Here is a 15,460-nt window from a genome sequence, read left to right on the forward strand (position 1 = left end):
GAGCTTATCTAAGGAAATATGGTTCATGAATTTTATTCGCCCCTGTATAGTCTTGGTTTTCTTCTAATTTTTCAGTGATCATTTCTGAAGTAAGGAAATTTCACAAAAAAGTATTCGACCTGCAAACCAAAACAATGCCCCGCAAAAATGTAAATGATATCTTTCTCATTTTTATTAGATAAGCATTTATCAGCCTATTATCAGGTAAGTATTTCGGAGTTCATTCTAGAGTCAAGCCTCATTTTCCCACCAGATATTCGATAGATATTTCCTCTGTATGGGTGAATGGCAGATTTCCGTTTCAGAAACCATTTCCTAAGGTGAATAAATTCTAAAATCAATTAGCCTAATAGAATACTTTCAACTCACATCCTCCGAACTATTTCTCCAGGTCATGATTCCCGCTATGAGTGCCGGAATGGCGAAAATCATGAAGTTAGCACCGATGGTTAAGCCCATACCTATTAATATGCCGCCGAGCTTGGGCCCAACTATCCCGCCAATTCGCCCTGCTCCCATTGCCCAGCCGATGCCTGTGGTCTTGAATTCTGTTGGATACATTCTTGCCGCAAAAGCGTAAAGTCCAACAAAACCGCCCTGAATACCGAATCCTAAAAAGGCAAATACCAATAAAATAATATCTGACCCTACGAAAAACCTAAAGCAAGCCATAAGAACGGCAGTCAATATGAGTATTATCCCAATGGTTTTCTTTAGTCCAAATTTGCTCGAAAAATAACCTTGGGTTACGATTCCGAAAAAGGCACCAATATTGAAAACAGTACCGGCATAAATGGCCAAGCTTAATGAAAGACCTGCATCTGAGGCCAATTTAGGTATCCAGCTCGTCATAAAATACAAAGCAGCAAAAGCCATAAAAAGTGCTATCCAAAGCTCTATGGAAGGTTTCTTGTATTTGCCATCTAGTAGTTTGCCCACTGGTATGGCCGACTTCGTTACGGATTTTTCGGGAAGCGTATCAATGGCATTGAAACCCATCTTTAGTAAAAGACCATTGATTTTGTCCAAGGCATTTTTGGGTTGGGCTTTAAGATAGAAATCTATGGATTCTGAAAGAAAGAAAACGATTAAAGGAATGGATAAGAGAGAGGCAATACCCGCATATCTAAACATCTGTTCCCAACCTTCCGCTGGTATAACTTTGGCCGCAAAAAGACCCGAAATAACAGCCCCCACTGGGTAGCCTGAAACCACAAAACTTACCCAAAAATCTCTGGATTTGTTGGGTGTAAACTCAGCTGTAAGAGCAGCAGTACTGGCCAACATACATCCTATGCCCAAACCGCTCAGAAATCTATAAACTAAAAGAGAATTTACGGTGGTAGCATAAGAAGTCAGATAAATACATGAGCCCATGAGCACCGCACTAATCAAAATTAAGTTTTTTCTACCGATCTTGTCGGCATATGGTGCTATAAAAAGTGTTCCTAAAGTCATACCCACCAAACCCGAGCTAAAGACCGTACCCAATATATCTGGCCCAATAGACCAGGCTTTGGCTATGGCTGGAGCAGTATACGAAATAACGAGTACATCCATACCGTCTAACATATTCATCAAAAAACAAATAATAATAGTGGCAAATTGAAGTTTTGAGATAGGATTAGAGTCAATCAAGGCTTTTGAAGAGAATTCCATTCTATAATATTACGGTAGGGTTGATTATTTTAAAACTTAAAATTAGTGTATTTATCCAAGAAAAACTTAGGTTAATTTCATTTTAATAAAACAATATGGAGAGATATGAACAAAAAAAGTGGTTGTTACACCACTTTGTTCATTAATATTCCGATTCCTTCTATTTCTAATTCTACAACATCCCCTGGTTCGAGGGGACGATGAACGCTGAAATTATTCTCAATCAAACTCCCCCAACCTACTGTGCCTGAGCCCAATATGTCTCCTGGCATAATATTTACGCCGTTTTCAGAGGCTCTTTCGAGCATTTGCCCAAATGTATGATGTACGGTTTTATAGTTTCCTTCGCAGATTGTCACACCGTTGATTCTTGAGGTCATTTTTAGATCGAATCTGGTATCTTGCTCAGTCGGAACTTTCAAAGGTGCTTCAAAATAACTCTCAGAAAAAGGCACTTCGTATTGTTCAAATTCATCCGCAGTAACAATACAAGGCCCGAAAGCATTGGCAAAATCTTTGCCTTTGTGTGGTCCAAGAGGAATTGTCATTTCTACTTTCTGGGTGGCTCTCGCCGTCCAGTCATTGAAAATTGTATAACCAAAAATGAAATCCTTGGCCTCTTCTTTCTTTATATCCGAACCTTTTTTGCCAATTATACAGGCTATTTCCAATTCGATATCCAACTTCGTTTCTTTAGCCGGTCTTTTGATTTCGTCATTCGGTCCAAATACATTGTGGTGATTGGTAAAATAAAAAATTGGCATTTCGTACCAAGCCTCCCCAACCGAATGTCCAAACGAACGCGAGGCGTTCAACATGTGCATCTCGAAACCAATGTAGTCTCTGATGCTCCGAGGATTGGGAAGTGGTGCCAACAATTTCACCTCTTTCAAAATATAATGTGACTGAACATCACCCAATGACTTGATAATTTGAAAGTAAGTCTCGTGATTATCTATAAATGTGAGCATATCGGTCGGCAGTTTTTCACTCGCCAAACGCATATCTACCACACTTTCGCCCTGTAACCAGCCAATACGGCTTTCTTGGTCTTTATTTAAGAATGTTATTAATTTCATAGCCCCTAAATCCCCAGTGGGGACTTTTTTGATTAAGTTTAATATTTCTAATTCGCAAAATTCTCATTGTATGAATTCCCCCTTTGGGGGCTAGGGGGCTTAAATTTCCGCCGTCAAAGCCATTCCTGTCTTGCCCATGAGCATACCCATGTTTGCTCCTTCTGGTAAGGGTTGGTCGTTATATTCGAGCAATTCCCACGAACCCAAAGTCTCAGACACATCCACCACCATTTTGCAACGCTCGTATCTGCGACTCATATATCTTTCGAAAACTTTGGAAACCTCTCCTTCCTTTTGTAATTCTTCTATCAGCACCACGGCATCTTCTATGGCCAATGCAGCTCCAGAACCCAGCTGAGGAATGGTAGTATGAGCAGCATCTCCCAAAACAACTACTCGGTTTTTGTACCATGGAGCTGGCATTTTGAGTGTTTCTAATACTCTATAATTCACCAATTTGGCATCAGTCACTTGAGAAATTAAGCCCTGAACCAATGGTATAGGATAGGCAGACATATAAGCTTTCAGCTTTTCAACCAGTTGATCTTCCGGAATATTTGGATGCTCTCCTTCGGCAGAATTAAGAAAAATATAACACATGTCTTCGGTCATAGGAATGACCCCCATTTTATGTTTTTTGTTAAAGAAAATGTAGCCCGTATCCAAATCTGCTGGACGCTTGAAAGCATAACGCCAAACCGAAAGGCCCACATAAGTGGTTTTGAAATCTCCAAAAATGAGTTTTCTAACTTTGGAATTAACACCATCAGCTGCAATTACAATATCATAACTTCCAGCGGTACCATCAGTGAAGGTTACATTTACTACATCAGGCTGATTATCAATAGTTTCTACAGACACGCCCATACGGTAATTTAAACCTACTTTCTGGGCCTCTTCAAACAAAACATCGTGTAATATTTTTCTAGAAATACCATTGTGACTTGGAAAACGGCCGATAGGTGGCGTTCCGGCCTCACCTATTTGAACCCCGTGCGGCAAGCATAACTTCACTTTGCCATAGGGCGAACCTCTTCTCATGGCCTCATCAGCTACTCCTATGGCATCCAAAGCACGTAAAGCGTTGGCTTGCTGAATAATACCCACGCCATAAACATTGAATTCTTTGTGTAGTTCTATGATATCTACCTCAAAACCTGCCTTTTTTAAACCAATAGCAGCCGACTGTCCGCCAATACCCGCTCCTACAACCAAGACTTTTTTTATATTGCCCATTTTATTTAAGATTAAAATTTAAAGAACACCAAAATCATAAAACATGATTAATAGATCGAATTACTAAATTACTTTAAACCTATGATTATCAACCACTTATCCATAATTTAAAATTCATAATTCATAATTCATAATTCATAATTCATAATTCATAATTCATAATTCATAATTCATAATTCATAATTGCATTTAATTGGTTTATGCTTTTATTTTTTCTGCAATCCAATCGTACATATCTAAGGTCGGCATAAAATCGTCTACTTGGCAATGTTGAGCACCGCTTTCACCTGACGGTACTATTTTCATCTTATGTTCACAAGTCAAATGCTTCTCTAGGTTAATGGCATGTTCCACAAAGTTCTGTTTATCGTCTCCACCATGCATAATAAATGTAGGCATCGAAATTTGCTCCGCAACACCATTTTCAAGGGTAAAACCCTTTAATTTCTCCAAAACCTCTTCATAGCTGTTGGCATCTAAGATGTGCATCACGATTTCGGCCAAAGGATGTTTTATGGTACGCCCAGCCCATACAGAATAGTAAGAATAAACCGCTCCGTAAATCATGCAAACCTTAAAACGAGGCTCAAATGCCGCACAACGAGCAGCCATATATCCGCCCATAGAAACACCTGCAATACCTATTTTGGTGGTATCGACTTCGTCTTTCAGATTTTCTACAACGTACTCATATACAGCAGTTCCTGCTACATTATAGTCATGGCGAGAATGGATATGATTTAATCTCAAAGCGGCTCCTTGCCCTGGGCCATCAACTGCCAAAAGTGCGATTCCTCTTTCGTTCAAATGATTTCCAATACCAAAATAGAGTTCTTCGGCAAGGCTATCGAGCCCTCCAAACATTACCATTACGGGTGGATTTTTCACTCCTGCTGGCTTGAACAAATAACCTGGCAAGAAAGAATTTTCGAATGGTACTTCTATTTGAAGCGGTTTTTCATCGAAATATTTAATAGCTCTAATGAAAGCTTCTCTAGCCTTTGTGTACGTTTCGAGTTTTCTATCATCTTGCAGATTCATAAAAAACTCAGCAGTACGCAGATAGTTAAATGCTCGTAAATAAGTGCGTCTTGCGGACACAAGAGCATTATTTTTCTCGAAATCTTCGGCCCATGCAAAAACTTGATTGCCTTTTTCGAGCCATGCAATGTTGAAGCTCTCCCTATTTTCAGGATCTATTTTTTGAGCTACTTCTATAATTTCGGCAAACTCACCACCGCCATAATGGGCTTGGCTCAATGCTCTATTTACTTGATATGAGGGCATGTACTGCCCTGGATAAAAATGCCACATATAACTTTAATTATGAGATATGAATTATTAATTTTGAAAAAAAAACTCAGTTAGTTGATTTTGAGAAGAACTTTTCTGTACTCTAACAATATTCATATTAAATTTAAATTTTCTTTTTTTTCATAGTGATTATTATACTTTTCACAATTTTAAGAATTTCTACAGCTTCAGGATATATTGAATTAAACTCGAGTTCATTCAGATAATCACTTTCCTTTAATAACTCTAACCAATAAAGAGTTTCATCACATTCTTTTTGTGCAATTGCTAATTTATGAATAAAATCCGCCATTGACTCAGCATTATGTGCTTCACGTACATTAGCACCTATAGATGTGCCTGACTTCAGAAATTGCTTAGCCATTACATACTCCTTCTTGGATTCAACTAGATATTTATAAAGCTTGACTACTCTTACTGCAAATTGAAATGACTTGACTTTTATTATACTCTCTTTAACAGATTCCATGATTTTTGGAAATTATTATTTACTATCGGCTGGTCAAATCACAATAAGTGTCACTAACTTAGTACATTTTAAATACTTACCAGGTTTAAAATTCCATTTGGATATATATTCTTAAAATATCTGAACAACTCTGGGATACTAATTATCAGATATCTAGAAAGTTATAACAGTAAATTAAGATTTACTAATTCATATTTCATATCTATTTACACGTCCGCCGGCTTCACAGTTCCATCTTCCGATAGGCCCAGTTTTTTGCCTTTTCCCATTTCTGCAAATGGATTGGCCGAACCCCAAGCATCGTTTGGATTGTCCTTCAAATAATGAACATCCAAATGATCAGGTGCAAATACTAGCCTTGCACAGGCATAATATTCAAACAATACACCACTACCCGGATCAATAATATAGATGAAGAATCCTTCGTCGGCTTTATGGCGAGTTGGGGCTCCCATTACGCTCTTGTAACCTTTTTCAATGAAATAATCGAGGGCTATCAATACTTCTTCTCTGCTGTCTACATTCCAACAGATGTGATTCAACACACCTTCGTTTTCACCGATATTTGGGTCTGTAAATACAGCAATATCATGCGAAAGATTACCAATCGTATGCAAGCCTCCGATGGGTGGCATGTCATCTGAAATTCTGATCTCATCAGGGTTTTTAAGTCCCATGTTTTTCCAAAATTCCTTTTCGTTGGCGTATTTTCCTTTCGCAACCATGTAGGTCACGTGGTCGAAACGGCGTGGATTAGCTCCCAACTTACGGTTACTTGCGTAGCGGTCGGCATAAATACTACCTCTTTCGCCAGTTTCACGCAACCAAACTACCTCCCAAAATACTTCGTGGATATGACCGTCTGGTGATTGGAAACGATAGGCTTTTCCATGACCCAAATCTCCTTCTACCCAACCACGACCGGCTCCAATATTTTCTAAATAGGCCACGCATTCTTCCAAAGCCTCAGGGCTATCAGCACGCCACCCAATGTGGCCAAGACCCGATTGCTCACTTTGGGTAAGTTTTAAAGTATGGTGAAAATAATCGCCCCATGCTCTGAGGTAAACAGAATTTCCTTCACGCCCAGTTTCGTCCATTCCTACTACATCCCGAAAAAATTCTACAGACTTACTGAGGTCTTTGGTTAAAACCTCTATGTGAGCCATTTGGGAAAGGAAATGAGGATTCTTTGCCATAATATATCTTTTTTTGTAAAATGCTTTTATTTAATGGTACAAAACTAATAATAAAATTACAAGATAATTAATCGATTTTATTCAAATAGTATTCATTATCAATCCAAAAATATATATTTAAGGATAATATTTATACAAATATATTCTTACGGAAACTTTATTGAGCCTATGCAAAAGCACCACCATCAACAGCCATACAATGCCCAGTAATAAAACTTGATTGGTCGGAACAAAGCCAAAGTGCAACGTCAGCAACTTCGGAAGGTTGCCCCATACGTTTCATACGTTGGTGATTCTTGGCTTGTTCTAAAGCGGCTGGGTTTTCTGCCAAGTTTCTCCGTCCGTGCATAATCATTGGCGTTTCTATGGCAGTTGGACAAATGGCATTTATCCTGATATTTTTGGTGGCATATTCTATGGCAGCTGACTTCACCAAGCCATTCACACCGTGCTTTGAAGCTGCATAGGATGAATTATCTGGCTGACCAACCAATCCCGCAGCCGACGAAACACAAACGATATTGCCTCCACCTTGCTTCATCATTTGCTCCAATTGTAATTTTACGCAATAATAAGTGCCGACAAGGTTTATTTGGATCTGATTGAGCCAATCTTCCTCAGGATACTCATGAACTGGAAGAGAAAGTTTTCCTGCAATACCTGCACTGTTTACTGCACAATTAATTCTACCAAAGGTTTTTACTGTTGTTTCTATTAGATTGACTACCTCTTCTCTTTTACCAATGTTGCAGTTTAAAATAATAAATGATGATTGATGAATATTTAATGCTTGGGCAGTTTCTGTCATATCTCCAATATCTGCCAATACTACTTTTGCTCCCTCCTTGGCAAAAGCAATGGCTGTTGCTTGTCCAATTCCTGATGCTGCACCCGTTACGATGCAGACTTTATTTTCAAATCTTTTCATTTAAAAATTAATCATTTACAATTAATAGCTATTTTAATTGGCTTAACTCAATTCCACTTCCAATTGGCAAAAGCACAGAATCGAAGGCGTTTGTTTGTTTTAATGCGATTAAATATTTATCCGTTTCATTTTTGTGATGAGGTGGATGAATAATATTATCTGCAGCAACCCAAGCACCAATATTAAGTTTAGGAAAAAACAGTTCAAAACAAGGCGTATATAATTCTTTCCAAATATCAAGAAGCACAAAATCGAAAGTTTCGGTTGCATTTTTTATTGATTCAAGGGCATTCCCCACTCTAAATTCTACATAATCTGAAAGCTCCGCTTCCCCAATTTTATCTTTTGCATAATTAACTTTTTCTTGGCTTATTTCAAGCGTAATAACTTTCCCACCAGTTGCTTTTGCTGCTTCTGCCAGCCAAATTGTAGAGTAGCCATAAGCAGTTCCTATTTCGAGAATAGTCTTACTTTTAGCAGATTTTATCATATTATTCAAAAAGACTCCAATTTCAAATCCAATCGGAAGCAAAAAATCATCTTTTCGCCCAATTTTTTCTTCTTCTGGTAATTGATTGAATAACTGAACCTCGTCTTCCATCCTCTGGTGATAGTGATTCAGTACGGTCTTCATTTCAGATTCAAGCTTAAGCATTCAAAAAGTATTTAGATGTAAAATAAAATCAATTCCCATCACTAATGGTAGTTCCTCCATCCACAATGATATTTTGACCCGTGATAAATCCTCCGGCTTTCGAGGCTAACATCACTGCCACGCCTGCAATCTCCTCTACTTCTCCTACTCTTCGCAGCGGAGTTTGAGACAATCGCTTTGCCATAAATGTCTCATTTTTCATTAAAGATTCAGAAAAAGGAGTGTTAATCATTCCTGGCGAAATAGTGTTTACTCTGATATTATCTGGACCAAATTCTACAGCGAGGTTTCGAGCCATTTCTATTAAACCAGCTTTTGAAATGCCATAAAGTCCCAGATTTTTGTTTCCACGCACTCCGGCAATACTTGCCAAGTAGATAATTACACCATCTTTTTGGGCTTGCATTTTCGGAATTACGAGTTGCGAAATATGGATCGCAGCTTGAATATTTAAGCTCATGGTATTTTCGAAAGAATCTGAACTGATTTCCAAAAAACCTCCCACAGGAGCCATTCCAACACAATTTACCAGAATATCTATTTTTGAGTATTTAGAAAAACAAGCTTCTATCAATTGATCAATTTCGGCCTTTTGAGACATGTCGCAAGGAATTGCTTCAACCTCTACTCCCATATTTTGAAATTCTATTTGGGTGTTTTCAAGTTCTTGAATATCAAAACTAGAAATTATGACCTCTGCACCATGTTGTGCCAAAGCCATGGCAATAGCTTTTCCCATTCCCGAGCTTGAGCCTGTTACTAATGCCGTTTTATCTGTTAAATCAAATAGCCCCCCTGCCCCCGAAGGGGGAGCTTCTGATTTTGCGATGATTTTATTTATTTTTCCCATTTTGTACTGTTCCCCCTTTGGGGGTTAGGGGGCTACATCTTCTAAAGCTTTTCCATTTACTTCAAAAGGTCTTGCTTCAGTAAGTACAAATACGATCCGACAGATTTCTGTTTCACTTGGATTTCGCCATTTGTGTATGGTGCCACGTTGTACAATTATTCCACCTTCCCCCACGGTTTTCAGAACTTTATCTTCCAGTTCCAACTCAATATTTCCGCTCATAACGATGCCGTAATCTATACTCGAAGTTCGGTGCATGGGTGAGCTTGCCCCAGGCAACATATCTACTACTCTAATCACTGAGCCACCTTTGAGTGTTGTTCCAACATCTCTAAGACGACCGTCAGCATCGTCATTACAATCGGCTGGAACCGTAGCTGTTGTCCAAATGGTAGCCATGGCAGCATCTCCAGATGGAATCACCAGGGTTTCAAACTCTTCATCAGCAGAAAATATGGCTTTCCCCTCATCCGTATGGCCAGTTACGACTCTCCTTATAGAATTTACCATGGTTTACTTTTTAAACTTTAACACTCTTGCGTCTTTGATAACCCCTTTCCAGTTCATTCCGAAGCCAAAATCATACGAATTGCCTTCACTATCCTTATGGCATTTCAGGTCAAAAGGCACATCTTCAGCTTGTTTTTCAACTGTAACCATATCGGCTGGCATTTGCATAGGAAGCAAGGCCGATGGCTCCGATTTTCCTACCAAAGTCTCTATAATGGCTTGGTCTTGTACACCAAAACTCAATAATATGGCCGAGGCATGAGGTTCAATTTCAGAAAATACCATCGGATTAGACGTATTTATAGACACAACCACAGGTTTTCCTTTCATTTTGGCTTTGGTAGCCTCCACCAGTTTGGCGTCTGTGATATTTGGTGTTTTTGCTGTTTTATCTTTATAACTTCTATTGGTAAAGCTCTCTAAAGCATCGCCACCCGCAATACTCGTTGCCCGGGCTTCTGTAGCGGTGTAATCACTGTATTGCAGACTTATCGGAATATACCCGTTTCCTCCATTTTTAATATCTTCTTTGTCATAGCCAATACTCGCACTTGGGTTCTCTATAAAAACCAAAGCAAAATCAGCCTCATCTGCATTTTCTGTAACATTATAATACTTCTTTACGATATCCATATTTACAGGATAATCCTCAGATGCTGGGGTTTCCATACCCAAGAAATTGCGACTGGCTGGAACAAATCGTTTTGGTACATAAACTGTCTTTTTGACTGCAACCGGTAATACTTTTGATTGGTTTTTGAGCATTACTATAGCTTTCAACTGTGCCTCATAACCTATCTTCATGAATTCGGGTTTACCTACAGTATTCTTGGTTTCTTGACTATCCAGATAAGGATTCTCAAAAACACCTACTCTGAAAATATTCTTTAATAATCTTACAGCGGACTCTTCTAAACGGGACCTCATTTTGGATTCACCATGCTCTGCAACTCCCATATTATAAGCCTCTATTACTGGTTTTATGTCATTGTTGCCACCATACTGGTCCACGCCAGCCATTAGGGCTTTGTAATGCAACTCGTTTAGTGTGAGTTTTTCCAAACCCCAAGGCTTACCGTCTATAAATGAGTCCATTTGGCGGTGTAATGACACCACTCCCCAGTCAGTACAAACCACACCGTCGTATTTATATTTGGTACGGAGCAAATCCGTCAATAGATATTTGTTATAATTGTTGGCTACATTTTCATGATTCTTAGGGTCTTGATTCCAAGAAATGGTATAATATGGCATAATGGCCGAAGCCATTTTGGTCTGACCTTTTAGCTTAAACGCTCCTTGCGTAAACGGAATCAAATGAGCATTAAAATTATTACCAGGATATACACCAAATTTACCAATAGCGTAATGGGCATCACGGCCTGCTTCGCCAGTGCCACCTCCAGGCCAATGTTTCACCATTGCATTTACACTTTTGTTTCCCCAGATATTTGACTGAAAACCATCACAATAGGCCTGAGCCATAGCTGCAGAAAGACTTGGGCTTTCTCCAAAAGTACCGTTGAATCTTGCCCAGCGAGGCTCAGTGGCAATGTCGACCTGTGGTGACAGAGCCGTGGTGATGCCTAAAGCCCGATATTCCTTTGCGGCTACTTCGCCGAATTTCTGTATCAGGGCCGGGTCAAAACTCGCAGCCATACCCAGTGAGCTTGGCCACATGGAGATTTCACCACCTGAAGCGGCATCATATTCAGCTTTGGCTCTGGTGCCATGTCTCGGGTCGGTGCTGTTATTGGCAGGAATTCCAAACCCTACGCTTTCACAAAAAGCCTGTAGTTTATTGTTCCATTTTGCTGCGATCTCCGGTGTTTGAACGGTCGTAATGAGTACATGACGCAAGTTGTCATCTGCCAAAAACTTCTTTTGCTGATCCGTCAAATCACTAGGATCGGTCTCTCCAGCTTTGAAGGGCTTTCCACCATAAGTTCCTGAAAAATACCCACCTGGCCTAGCGGGAATTGACTGATGCGAAGAGTACAGCATTAGACCAGCTATTTCTTTGATACTCAATTTAGAAGCCAAGTCTTTGGCTCTTAGGTCGGCCGGAATTCTCCAATCCTCAAATTTATCTAGGCTACCATTTTTGTTCAAATCCTTGAAGGCCAAACCATTTACAGTGATTATTTTGACGCCCGAATTGGGTGAATAGCCCAATTTTTGACCGTTGGGATTTGAAACAATCTTGAAATCGCCTTTGTCAGTTTCTATCCATTTATTTTGTGCCGAAACCGCTCCAATTAGGAGAATTTGGCAAACTAGGAATATGCTTTTTTTCATAATATTTATGTTAAAGTTTCATTTCTTTTAATTCAGAATCGATTCGGAGTTTGCCTTCGGTGGCGGCCTGCACTTGTTCTTTTGTGATTCCCGGGGCTAATTCCAATAGATTAAACCCTTTGCCATCTGGAAGAACCTCTATTACACACAGTTCAGTAACTATTTTTTTGACGCACCGTAGACCAGTAATGGGCAGAGTACATTTTTCAAGTAGTTTTGATTTTCCATCTTTCGAAACGTGCTGCATAGCTACGATTATATTCTTGGCCGAAGCCACCAAATCCATGGCTCCGCCCATTCCTTTCACCATTTTACCTGGAATTTTCCAATTGGCAATATCTCCATTTTCAGACACTTCCATGGCTCCAAGAATTGTCAAATCAACATGCTCACCACGAATCATGGCGAAACTTTCCGCAGAATCAAAAAGTGCCGAACCTGCCTGCATGGTCACAGTTTGCTTTCCTGCATTTATCAAGTCGGCATCCACATTCTCTTCTTTGGGAAATGGCCCAATTCCGAGCAATCCGTTTTCAGATTGTAGCATTACATTTATTTCTTTGGGGATGTAATTGGCTACTAATGTTGGAATTCCTATGCCAAGGTTTGCGTAGGAGTTGTTTTTAATTTCTTGTGAAATACGTTTGGCAATGCCAAATTTGGTGAGGCCGATGCCTAACTCAAAAAATACTGCCCCCCCTGCCCCCGATGGGGGAGCTACTTTGATGGTGTTTTTTATACCTGAGATATTTTCTTTGTGCTTTTCGATTTCTTGCAGAATCTTTTCTAAAACACTTTCATATTGAGTAAAAACCTCATGATTTGAAAATCTAATAACTTTAAAACCTTGGCCTTCTAACCAATTCGTCCTTTCTAAATCTGATGACTGATTTTCAGGTAATTGATGAATTAAACCATCAATTTCGATAATTAAGCCAACTTTTAAACATACAAAATCTGTTATGTATTGACCAATAATATGTTGTCTTCTAAACTTAAAACCATCAAGCTTTTTTCCGCATAAACCTTCCCACATTATTTTTTCAGCATTAGTGGGATTATTTCTCATTTTTATCGAGTATTCCTTCAATAAGCCGTAAGTGAAAGGATCTGCTTTTTGCCAATAAGAGGAATTTCGTAAAAGCTTAGGGTTATCCTTGTCGGATTGTATGTCAGCTCCCCCATCGGGGGCGGGGGGGGCAGTTGTCCGCTGCTCAATCCTTTTTTGATAATTTTCTCCTTGAAAAATCATTTGAACATATATTCCAGGTACATGAATTTCGTTTGGATTTAATTCACCGGTCTCTACCAGTTCTTCGACTTCTGCAATACAGATTTTACCAGCGGCAGCCATCATTGGACTAAAGTTTCGAGCTGTGCCTTTGAATACTAAATTACCAGATTTGTCACCTTTCCAAGCTTTGATAATTGAAAAATCGGCTCTTAGCCAAGCTTCTTTCAAATATTTTTTACCGTCGAACTCTTCAACTTGTTTTCCTTGGGCCACTTCCGTACCTACTCCCGCTGGTGTAAAAAATGCTGGAATTCCGGCCCCACCAGCTCTGATTCTCTCGGCCAATGTACCTTGCGGAATCAACTCAACCTCTAACTCACCTGATAGCAACTGCCTCTCAAACTCCTTATTCTCACCTACATAAGATGAAATCATCTTTTTTACCTGTCTGTTTTGAAGCATCAAGCCTATTCCGAAGTCATCCACACCGGCATTGTTTGAAATACAAGTTAGATTTTTCACTCCTTTTTCTACCAAAGATTGAATACAGTTTTCAGGAATTCCGCAAAGTCCGAAGCCTCCCAACATTAAAATGGAGCCATCACCGATGTCAGCAATAGCCTCTTCGCTATTTTTTACAACTTTTGAAATCATAACTAAATTTTCACTTTACATTAAAATAACAACAAATGTAAACATCAAAACTAACGAAATAACAGTTTGGAGAAATCCATTTCTATTCATAATCAATCCATTATTCATTTTATCAATTTCTTGAAATATTATGCAGTTTATTTACAAAAAACAAAGCCAAAGTTGCTAAAAAACTAGCCACCCATAAAAACGCAGAAGGATCGATAGTGTCAGATAAATAACCCGCAATCCCTGGAATAAAAACTCCACCAACTATTTCACCAACAGCTGTAATCAATCCAATTGCTTTGGCTTTAAGATGCACTGGTACTGACTCAGACGGAATTACAGCTGCTACTAACGGAATAGTGCCCATAGTAAAATAGGCAAGAAACATTGCAGGAAGATGTAAAGCTGTAGCTGACAAAAAATATACCGCAAATGGGTACAAAATACCCAAAGATATGAAAATCATCAACACTTTCTTACGCCCAATTTTATCCGAAAGCCCTGGAACAATAATAGAAGAGACCAATCCAGAAACACCCAATAATCCCATTGTTTTACCCATGTCATCCGCTGACATACCTTGTGTGTTTACAAAATAATTAGAGATAAATGGCAATGTGGCAAACCACCATCCAAACACACAGCATGCAGCTCCAATGCCGTATTTTATGTTGTTGTACTTCAAAAGTTCTGAAATATTCAAAGATGATTTTTCTTCCGACGAAGCAGACGATGCTTTAGTACTCTCTGCCGTGGAAGCCTTTACAAACTTCCATGCCAACAGACCCAAAAGTAAGCCAGGAGCCCCAGCCACAAAAAAAGCATTTCTCCAGCCCATGTTTTCGGCTATTTGAACTAACAATACAGGTGCTAAAATAGAACCAAATAATGCGGAGCCAAATGCCTGAAGTATACCAGCATTTAGACCTAATCTGTTGGGAGAAGATTCTCTTTCTACAAAATTTTGTGCCAAAGGAATAACGGGGCCTTCTGCGAAACCCATCACCAAACGGGCCAAGAGTAAAGTGATGAACGAAGTAGCTAATCCAGACCCAAATGAACAAATTGAGAACACAAATACTGCAACGATAAATACAATTTTCTTCTTATTGTTTACCTCTGCCCAAGCGGTGGAGAAAAAACTAGAAAATGCCCAAGCTAGCGACAAAGCTCCAGCCAAAAGTCCGATTTGAGTATTGTTTAGATTCAAATCTTTGGCCACATAAGGCATCAAGAAATTAAGAGCAAGTCGGTCGAAAAACAAACAGCCAAAGGTGAGTGCCATGAGCATCACAATGCCATTTTCATAGGTAAAGAGTCCTTTTTTCATTTTTTATTTAGGGTTTAAGATATAAATATGACAGTTTTTATTATTTGTCAAATACAT

General features: G+C 39.2%; 13 protein-coding genes and 2 pseudogenes. All 15 read right to left on the bottom strand.

The features are described from left to right. Window positions 1–360 precede the first annotated feature (360 nt). The 15 genes and pseudogenes from EGI26_RS18335 to EGI26_RS18405 all read right to left on the bottom strand — a co-directional run bounded on the left by EGI26_RS18335 (window position 361) and on the right by EGI26_RS18405 (window position 15,403). Window positions 361–1,659 (bottom strand): MFS transporter, encoded by a 1,299-nt coding sequence (locus EGI26_RS18335; RefSeq protein ID WP_255080524.1) that lies wholly within the window; start codon window positions 1,657–1,659, stop codon window positions 361–363. A gap of 125 nt (window positions 1,660–1,784) precedes the next feature. Beyond that, window positions 1,785–2,738 (bottom strand): fumarylacetoacetate hydrolase family protein, encoded by a 954-nt coding sequence (locus tag EGI26_RS18340; RefSeq protein WP_255080525.1) that lies wholly within the window; start codon window positions 2,736–2,738, stop codon window positions 1,785–1,787. Window positions 2,739–2,837: 99 nt separating this feature from the next. After that, on the bottom strand, window positions 2,838–3,974 hold the full coding sequence (locus EGI26_RS18345) for an FAD-dependent monooxygenase (protein WP_255080526.1): 1,137 nt from the start codon (window positions 3,972–3,974) through the stop codon (window positions 2,838–2,840). 198 nt (window positions 3,975–4,172) lie between these two features. After that, window positions 4,173–5,261: a S9 family peptidase gene (locus EGI26_RS18350; protein ID WP_255080527.1), complete on the bottom strand. Its 1,089-nt coding sequence runs from the start codon at window positions 5,259–5,261 to the stop codon at window positions 4,173–4,175. A gap of 130 nt (window positions 5,262–5,391) precedes the next feature. Then, a complete protein-coding gene (locus EGI26_RS18355) occupies window positions 5,392–5,757 on the bottom strand; it encodes a four helix bundle protein (protein ID WP_255080528.1) in 366 nt (121 codons plus the stop codon). Window positions 5,758–5,963: 206 nt separating this feature from the next. Further along, window positions 5,964–6,956 carry a VOC family protein gene (locus tag EGI26_RS18360; RefSeq protein ID WP_255080529.1) on the bottom strand — a complete coding sequence of 331 codons (993 nt, stop codon included), beginning with the start codon at window positions 6,954–6,956 and terminating at the stop codon, window positions 5,964–5,966. Window positions 6,957–7,122: 166 nt separating this feature from the next. Continuing rightward, window positions 7,123–7,884 (bottom strand): SDR family NAD(P)-dependent oxidoreductase, encoded by a 762-nt coding sequence (locus EGI26_RS18365; RefSeq protein WP_255080530.1) that lies wholly within the window; start codon window positions 7,882–7,884, stop codon window positions 7,123–7,125. A gap of 28 nt (window positions 7,885–7,912) precedes the next feature. Beyond that, complete coding sequence (locus EGI26_RS18370; RefSeq protein WP_255080531.1) at window positions 7,913–8,485, bottom strand: O-methyltransferase; 573 nt, start codon at window positions 8,483–8,485, stop codon at window positions 7,913–7,915. An 82-nt stretch (window positions 8,486–8,567) separates the two neighbouring features. Then, window positions 8,568–9,389: an SDR family NAD(P)-dependent oxidoreductase gene (locus EGI26_RS18375; RefSeq protein WP_255080532.1), complete on the bottom strand. Its 822-nt coding sequence runs from the start codon at window positions 9,387–9,389 to the stop codon at window positions 8,568–8,570. 24 nt (window positions 9,390–9,413) lie between these two features. Then, entirely contained in the window at window positions 9,414–9,899 is a 486-nt protein-coding gene (locus EGI26_RS18380; protein ID WP_255080533.1) for a cupin domain-containing protein, read from the bottom strand. 3 nt (window positions 9,900–9,902) lie between these two features. Then, window positions 9,903–12,197, bottom strand: coding sequence for a glycoside hydrolase family 3 N-terminal domain-containing protein (locus tag EGI26_RS18385; protein WP_255080534.1), 2,295 nt, complete (start codon window positions 12,195–12,197; stop codon window positions 9,903–9,905). Between the two features lie 10 nt (window positions 12,198–12,207). Next, window positions 12,208–12,870 carry a 3-oxoacid CoA-transferase subunit B gene (locus EGI26_RS18390; RefSeq protein ID WP_255080626.1) on the bottom strand — a complete coding sequence of 221 codons (663 nt, stop codon included), beginning with the start codon at window positions 12,868–12,870 and terminating at the stop codon, window positions 12,208–12,210. Window positions 12,871–12,972: 102 nt separating this feature from the next. After that, window positions 12,973–13,287 (bottom strand): annotated as a pseudogene (locus tag EGI26_RS18395) (endonuclease domain-containing protein); the annotation flags it as partial. Window positions 13,288–13,401: 114 nt separating this feature from the next. Further along, a pseudogene (locus EGI26_RS18400) lies at window positions 13,402–14,085 on the bottom strand (CoA transferase subunit A); the annotation flags it as partial. A 112-nt stretch (window positions 14,086–14,197) separates the two neighbouring features. Beyond that, window positions 14,198–15,403, bottom strand: coding sequence for an MFS transporter (locus EGI26_RS18405; protein ID WP_255080535.1), 1,206 nt, complete (start codon window positions 15,401–15,403; stop codon window positions 14,198–14,200). Window positions 15,404–15,460 lie beyond the last annotated feature (57 nt).

The organism is Lacihabitans sp. CCS-44 (genome assembly GCF_024343735.1).
Lineage (GTDB): Bacteria > Bacteroidota > Bacteroidia > Cytophagales > Spirosomataceae > Leadbetterella.

Coding starts and splice junctions, on each gene's coding strand:
- EGI26_RS18375 (WP_255080532.1), bottom strand. CDS start 9,389: ATGGGAAAAATAAATAAAATCATCGCAAAATCAGAAGCTCCCCCTTCG.
- EGI26_RS18340 (WP_255080525.1), bottom strand. CDS start 2,738: ATGAAATTAATAACATTCTTAAATAAAGACCAAGAAAGCCGTATTGGC.
- EGI26_RS18370 (WP_255080531.1), bottom strand. CDS start 8,485: ATGGAAGACGAGGTTCAGTTATTCAATCAATTACCAGAAGAAGAAAAA.
- EGI26_RS18380 (WP_255080533.1), bottom strand. CDS start 9,899: ATGGTAAATTCTATAAGGAGAGTCGTAACTGGCCATACGGATGAGGGG.
- EGI26_RS18345 (WP_255080526.1), bottom strand. CDS start 3,974: ATGGGCAATATAAAAAAAGTCTTGGTTGTAGGAGCGGGTATTGGCGGA.
- EGI26_RS18365 (WP_255080530.1), bottom strand. CDS start 7,884: ATGAAAAGATTTGAAAATAAAGTCTGCATCGTAACGGGTGCAGCATCA.
- EGI26_RS18355 (WP_255080528.1), bottom strand. CDS start 5,757: ATGGAATCTGTTAAAGAGAGTATAATAAAAGTCAAGTCATTTCAATTT.
- EGI26_RS18335 (WP_255080524.1), bottom strand. CDS start 1,659: ATGGAATTCTCTTCAAAAGCCTTGATTGACTCTAATCCTATCTCAAAA.
- EGI26_RS18385 (WP_255080534.1), bottom strand. CDS start 12,197: ATGAAAAAAAGCATATTCCTAGTTTGCCAAATTCTCCTAATTGGAGCG.
- EGI26_RS18405 (WP_255080535.1), bottom strand. CDS start 15,403: ATGAAAAAAGGACTCTTTACCTATGAAAATGGCATTGTGATGCTCATG.
- EGI26_RS18350 (WP_255080527.1), bottom strand. CDS start 5,261: ATGCCCTCATATCAAGTAAATAGAGCATTGAGCCAAGCCCATTATGGC.
- EGI26_RS18360 (WP_255080529.1), bottom strand. CDS start 6,956: ATGGCAAAGAATCCTCATTTCCTTTCCCAAATGGCTCACATAGAGGTT.